This is a genomic window from Variovorax humicola (assembly GCF_037889915.1).
Classification (GTDB): domain Bacteria; phylum Pseudomonadota; class Gammaproteobacteria; order Burkholderiales; family Burkholderiaceae_C; genus Variovorax; species Variovorax humicola.
The window spans coordinates 186,811-193,139 of record NZ_JBBKZV010000011.1 but is presented as its reverse complement, the minus strand read 5'-3'; the positions used below and the strand labels follow the sequence as shown (position 1 = coordinate 193,139).

Here is a 6,329-nt window from a genome sequence, read left to right as displayed (position 1 = left end):
CATGCGGCGGCGGGGCGCGGCGTGAGGGTTCGCCTGCTGGTCTGGTATGACAAGCTGGCCAGCGCCGTCCAGAACAACATGCCCGGCTACACCGGCGCCCAGCGTGGGGGCGGCGTGACCCACGCGGCCGGTGTTCCCGCCACCACGCGCGAGAAAAGAAGCGCCGTGGGCCTGGACAGCCCGCCGCCCGTCTTCGGAGCGAAAGACTGGCGCACCGCCGAACAACTGCGCCACGACAACTGCGTGGAATGGTGGCGCGACGTCATGGGGCCCGTCGACAAGGGCGACACCCGCACGCGCATCGAACTCAAGCTGCGCGGCGGCAGCGCCACCGCAGATGTCCAGAAAAGTCTCGTCAAACAAGACAGCAAGGAAGACCCGCCCAGCGCCGCCGCGCCGAGCCATGGCGGCCTGGTCAATGAGAAGAGCCTGCTCGAAGACAACGCGACGCACCACCAGAAGACCATCCTCATCGACTACGCCTGGAAAGACGGAGAAAAGGCCGTTGGCTTTGTCATGGGCCTGAACAGCACAACCGACTACTGGGACAGTGAAGAACACCTGTTCGACACCCCGCTGCGCGAAGTCGACTGGGGGCGCAAGACCCAAACGGCCCAGGCCTTGCCCCGCAACCGCCCCGTCAGCCGCGACCCCTACCAGGACTACGCCAGCCGCATTCGTGGCCCGGCGCTGCAAGGCGTTCACAGCAACTTCATCAAGGCATGGGTGCGCGCGGGCGGCAAGCGACGCGCCGACGACGGCGACAACCTGCCCGCCCAACTCAAGCATTGCGCCAGTCCGGGGTCGGGCATTCAGATCGTGCGCACCCAGCCACAAGAGAACGCCGACAAGACCATCAAGAACGTCTACTGGCAGGCCACCAGCTTCGCGCGCAATTACATCTACATCGAGAACCAGTACTTTTACTACGAGAGCTGGGTGCGCCATCTCAAGAAGATGCGAATCGACTTCATGAACGGCGTTCAGCAGGCCGGCGCATCACCACAGCAGAGCAAGCTCCTGCACCTGATCGCCGTCATCCCCTGGCCCGAGGACGACGGCATGGTTCCCCGGACCTACGACATGGTCAAAAGCCTCGGTGAGGCCGACAGCATGCCGAATCAGAAAAAGGCCATGGACGCCAGGGAGGACGAATGGAAGCGCTGGGAGTCGCTGCCGGCGGACAAGCGCATGGACCCTGACAACGCGCCCGCGTGGAGCCCGGTGTACGACAGTGCGCGACAAGTCAAGGAGCCCGACAAGAACCACAAGACCGGTGAGCTCAAAGACCTGGGCCTGAAGGTGCTGCTCGCGCGGCTGGTCACGCAGAACAGGGGCAAGCCCATGCCCAGGCCCGAGCAGGACTTCAGGCAGATCTACATCCACAGCAAGCTGATGCTCATCGACGACGCGGTCTTCACGCTGGGCAGCGCCAACTTGAACGTGCGCAGCATGGCGGTGGACAGTGAGCTCAACATGGTCACGGATGACCATCTGAAGGCCAAGGAGTTGAGGCAGCGGGTGTGGACGATGCACGCAGGGAACTACAACAAATCGGCCGGCGGCGAAGGTGGGCCGGAGGCGATCAAGAAGGCTTTCGAAAGCTGGCAGACGGTGATGGAGAACAACAAGAAGATCGTCGACCGCGGCCTAAAGGATTCGATCACCGGCTTTGTGATTCCCTTCCAAGACAAACGTGAAATCTACTTCCGCCACGGCTAGGGCTGCCAATGATTCGTCTCGCGCTCCTTCTTCTCACCTGCCTGCTCACCCTCACAGCCTGCCCCATGTCTTCTCCAGTCATCCCTCCACTGCCACGCAACATGTCCCTGAAGGCGTTCGACCCGCACCGCAAGGACTTCACCTTTAAGCACGAGGCCGATGCGGTGCCGCCCATCGATGCGCAGGCCGAGACGTGGTTCCAGGAGGGCCTTCGCGTCACCAGCCGTGACCTGTGGCCCAACCAGCGCAACTACCCGAAGGCGGTGGAGTTGTGGCAGAAAGCGGCCGAGCGCAAGCACTGGAAGGCCATGATGAATCTGGCCGGTGTGTTGATCGAGGGTGACGGCAGGGAGCCCTACGTGGTGCCGCGAGACACCGAGCGTGCCATCCAGATCGTGGAGGAGGCGATGAAGCTGGGCATTCCGGCGGCCTTCGATGCGATGGGCACGTATCACCAGCGAGGGCTCGGCGTGAACGGTGACACCAGCCGCGCCTACGCGTTCTGGGAGCTGGCTGCGGACATGGGCAGTCCGAGTGCGCAAGCGTTTCTGGGAGCAGCCCTGCTCGGTGGCTACGACAACCCCAAGGCTGGCATGTGGAGTAACGAGTCCATCGGGATCAAGATGCTGGAGTGCGCCTTTGCGCAGGGCAATGGCAAGGCTGCCCACGAATTAGGACTTGAATACCTCGTTGTGAATCGAGACTACGATAAAGCAATTCGAGTCTTCCATCAGGGGGTCAAATTCGGTAACGAGAGAAGTGCGGGCGTTCTCTCCTCGATCTTCGGTGGCGCAGAGATGTCAAAGGGCGGCCCATCCCCTGACCCCGGTCGGGAAGACCGCTACATGGCCTTTGTGGATGCCCTATACCACAACCCCGACCTGCGCTTTCCCAACCTCGACAAGGTTCTGCCACTGCCACCCGCCAAGCTCCCCCAGTGGGACATGAGCGATCCGCAGAGACTCATCGACGCGGCCAAGCAGATCATGCCCGCGCCGGCGGTTCAGCCCACCGCTGGCTCGCAGCACACCGGGCGTGCCCACATCCCGCAGGGCTACGCGCTGCCGCAGACGCCCCTGATCCCCGCCGCCGAGTGGCACGGCAAGTTCGACCGCCGTCAGGCGCAGATGACACCTCTGCTCAATGGTCAGACAGCGCTGTACTCCGGCTATTGGCTCGCCCAACTGACCCAATCGGTGCGAGAGTTCCAGCGCGAGTGGAACAGCCGTCAGGTGGCACTGCGCTATGCGCAAGGCGAAGCGTTCGATACGCCCGACCGCCGCAGCCTCGGCGAGTACGCCAAGGTACTGGGCGTGCGATGGCACTACATGGGCGAGCTGGTCAAGCTGGCCGACCCTGCGCCGCCCATCGAAGTCGCTCGCGGCATCGCCCGCATGAGCCGCATCCCGATGCCGCTGGTCATCTGCCGGGGTGGCCGGCCCTGCCCGCGCACGGGCATCTGGGAGCCTCAAATCGAAGGCGATCACGTGCTCGCCACGGTGTTTCATGACGTGAACCGTCAGGCCTACGTCGAGAAGGGCCAGCCCTTCCCCGATCCGCGCGACGTGCATCTGGACATCGACCCCAATCAGGTTCAGTGGCTGTGGGCCGACAACGCCAACCAGCCCGCCCCCGTGGGCAAGCAGATCACGCTGACCGATCTGCACGACGAGCAGGGCAAGCCGCTGGCTTGATCCACACCCAGGGAGAAAAATGCAAAGCAGAAGAATCATCAGGGTCGGCGACCCGACCGACCACGAAGGCGTCGTCATCACCGGCGACCTCAAGCGCCTGCTCATGGGAAAGCCGATCGCGCGCAAGGGCGATTTGGTCGATTGCCCGCGCAAGTACCCCGACGGCAGGCTCCACGGGGTGAATCCGATCATCGAGGGCAGTGACGGCTACAAGCTGGACGGCATTCCCGTGGCCCTCGAAGGCCACAGGACGGAGTGCGGCTGCAGGTTGATCGGCACCGGCAGCGCATCGGCGCCCGTTTGAACCGAATGCTCTTGCGTCCGGCGGCCACGCGCCGGCGGGCGCCCCTTCGCCTTTCCCTTTCCCTTTGACGATCGTGTGCAGATGAATAAAGACTCGACAACGCCGGTCAAGCCGACGCTCTGGCGCGGCGCCGCTCGCGCGCGCATGGCTCCGGCGATTGGCTCACCTCAAGAAGAGCCAGGTTCCGAAGACCGCGCAGATACGGGCAACCCGTCACCGTCTGCGCCTTCGGCGGTGAAGCTGGTGCCCGAGCCCCTCTACGAGGAGCGGCTCAAGGCTGTGAAGGCTGCCGTCAACCCATTGCTCGAAGCGGCGCAGCCGCTGATTCGCGTGCTGTGCGAAATGCCCAAGGAGCTCGATGCAACGCAGCTCGATGTGTTTCGTCGCCTGCTGACGCGGGAGGTCACCACCTTCCAGTCGATCTGCACCAGCGCGCAAATCAAGCACGAGCACATGGTGGCCGCGAGCTATGCGTTGACCACCGCCATCGACGAGGCTGTCCAGCGCAAGCCGTGGGGCGGCGGGTCGGGCGCGGAGACCGGCGCCTGGTCCACGAATCCGCTGGCGCAGCAGTTTCACGAAGACACGGCTGGCGGAGAGAAGGTCTTCCTGCTCATCGGTCACCTGGCCGCCTCGCCGCAGGAGCACATCGATCTGATCGATCTGCTGTTCTTCGTGCTGTCGCTGGGCTTCGAGGGCCGCTATCGCTCGCTCCCCAATGGCCGGCGCGATCACGATGCCATCCGTCACCGCCTCTACGAGATCGTGATGGCCGCGCGCGGCGAAGTGCCGCGCGACCTTTCGCCGCACTGGAAGGGGGTGGGCAGCGTGGGCAAGTTTCGGCTGCTGCGCACGGTGCCTGTATGGGTCACGGTATCGCTGCTGTCGCTGGTGTTGCTGGCGCAGTTCTCCTGGTACAAGTACCGGCTGGTGCAGAAGACCAATGAGGTGGAAACGGGTCTACGCGCGATCGGCGCTTTGCGTCCGCCGCCCGCGCCCGTGCACAAGTCGCTGCGCCTGAAGGAATTGCTCGCCCCGGAAATCGCGCGCGGCACGGTGAGTGTGGAAGAGGACGACGCGCACAGTGCCGTCAGCTTCAAGGGCGACGACATGTTCGTGCCCGGGCAAGCACAGGTGAACGCGAAGCTTGTGCAGACGATTGCCAAGGTGGCGAACGAGATCAACGAGGTCGCGGGCACGGTGCGGATCACCGGGCATTCGGACAACCGGCCGATCAAGACGCGCCTGTTCGCCGACAACCAGGCGCTGAGCGAGAGGCGCGCCGCCGCCGTGGCGGAGGTGCTCAAGACCAGCGGCGTGGCGTCGGAGCGCCTCGTCGTGGAGGGCATGGGCGACACGCAGCCGCTGGCGGACAACACCACGGCTGCCGGCCGGGCGCGCAATCGACGGGTGGACATCGTGGTGACGCAGGGCGATGCACCGGCAGGGCCAGGCCGCCGGGCGGCGGCGCCGGTGGAAAGGAGCACGCCATGAGCAGGCGCGTGATCCTGGTGGGAGAGGAGACACCACCACCCACGGCGGCAAGGTCATCACGGGTGCCGACAACGACACCGTGCAGGACCGGCCCATCGCACGCCTCGGCGACGAGGTGGACTGTCCGCTGCACGGCGTCAACAAGATCATCGAGGGCGAGGCCGGCTACGGGATTGGCGGCCGACCGGTGGCGCTCGAAGGACATCGCACGAAGTGCGGCTCGGTGCTGATCGGCTCCATCGGCAAGACGGTGGGGTGAGTTGGTGACTCGCGAATCGTCGCCGTCCGCCCCGGAAAGCCGGTTCCGTGGCGTCCCGCGCATTGCCCGATGCCAGTCGCAGCGTTGTTACGCGCCGCAGGGCTTGTTGTGCGACGCGTGCATGCCCTTGGCCTTGGCGTCGGCCTCGGTCAGGTATTCGCCCTTCTTGGTCTTGCCGTAGTAGCGGTCGCCCATGCAGTGGTAGATCTTGGTCTCGTCATTGGCCCACACCTTGCCGGCGCCGCCACCCGGGGCCTGTGCCATCGACGCCGTCTTGTCGGCTGCGGCCGGTGCCTTTGCCGTGGTGGCGGGCTTGGCCATTGCGGGGGCGGCCGCAGCGGCGGGTGCAGCGGGGGCGGCTGCGGGTGGCGCTGCGGCGGTGGCCGCTGCGGCGGCGGGTGCGGCGCCAGCGGGCTTGCCAAACCACGTCTTGATGCCCTTGTGGCCGCGGCAGGCGCCCGACTTGGTGTCGGGGCTCGCGTAGGAGTTTGCATTGCACCGTCGTGCCGGGCGGTGCGTCGGCGGGCGCCTGGGCGTGCGCGGCGAGGGCGGTGAACGTGAAGCAGGCTGCGGCGAGCAGCGATCTGGCGGGCGCGAATGTCATGGATTTCCCTGTGGAAGTTGGGTTCGACATCGCAGCTTGGCGATTGAATCCTACGTCTGCCTGACCAGCGCCTGCCTTTCGCGCTGCGCCGCGAAGTCCGTCGTGGAGGCGCTGCGTTCATGGAGCCGCCGAACGCTAGGCCGCGGCAACCGATCGCCAAAGACGCGTGCTACAACTTGACACACTTCCGTCGAGGGAACCGACGCACCCTCCGGGCAAGTGCGATTTGCGCCCTGAAACCGACAGGGGTCC

The 6,329-nt window shown here is 65.3% G+C and carries 5 protein-coding genes and 1 pseudogene; 5 read left to right on the top strand and 1 reads right to left on the bottom strand.

What is annotated here, in order from left to right:
* The 5 genes from WKW80_RS19140 to WKW80_RS19120 all read left to right on the top strand — a co-directional run.
* Window positions 1–1,722, top strand: a 1,722-nt coding sequence (locus WKW80_RS19140) for a phospholipase D-like domain-containing protein (RefSeq protein ID WP_340365151.1), incomplete at its 5' end; no start/stop codon positions are given.
* An 8-nt stretch (window positions 1,723–1,730) separates the two neighbouring features.
* A complete protein-coding gene (locus WKW80_RS19135) occupies window positions 1,731–3,416 on the top strand; it encodes an SEL1-like repeat protein (protein ID WP_340365150.1) in 1,686 nt (561 codons plus the stop codon).
* 19 nt (window positions 3,417–3,435) lie between these two features.
* Window positions 3,436–3,720 (top strand): PAAR domain-containing protein, encoded by a 285-nt coding sequence (locus tag WKW80_RS19130; protein ID WP_340365149.1) that lies wholly within the window; start codon window positions 3,436–3,438, stop codon window positions 3,718–3,720.
* 81 nt (window positions 3,721–3,801) lie between these two features.
* On the top strand, window positions 3,802–5,214 hold the full coding sequence (gene tssL / locus WKW80_RS19125) for a type VI secretion system protein TssL, long form (RefSeq protein WP_340365148.1): 1,413 nt from the start codon (window positions 3,802–3,804) through the stop codon (window positions 5,212–5,214).
* Window positions 5,156–5,473, top strand: a complete 318-nt coding sequence (locus WKW80_RS19120; RefSeq protein WP_340365147.1) for a PAAR domain-containing protein — start codon at window positions 5,156–5,158, stop codon at window positions 5,471–5,473. Before tssL ends, WKW80_RS19120 begins: the two co-directional genes overlap by 59 nt.
* Window positions 5,474–5,560: 87 nt before the next feature.
* On the opposite strand, the pseudogene WKW80_RS19115 reads toward WKW80_RS19120, so the two are convergent.
* Window positions 5,561–6,077 (bottom strand): annotated as a pseudogene (locus tag WKW80_RS19115) (hypothetical protein).
* Window positions 6,078–6,329 lie beyond the last annotated feature (252 nt).

Coding starts and splice junctions, on each gene's coding strand:
- WKW80_RS19135 (WP_340365150.1), top strand. CDS start 1,731: ATGATTCGTCTCGCGCTCCTTCTTCTCACCTGCCTGCTCACCCTCACA.
- WKW80_RS19130 (WP_340365149.1), top strand. CDS start 3,436: ATGCAAAGCAGAAGAATCATCAGGGTCGGCGACCCGACCGACCACGAA.
- tssL (WP_340365148.1), top strand. CDS start 3,802: ATGAATAAAGACTCGACAACGCCGGTCAAGCCGACGCTCTGGCGCGGC.
- WKW80_RS19120 (WP_340365147.1), top strand. CDS start 5,156: ATGCACCGGCAGGGCCAGGCCGCCGGGCGGCGGCGCCGGTGGAAAGGA.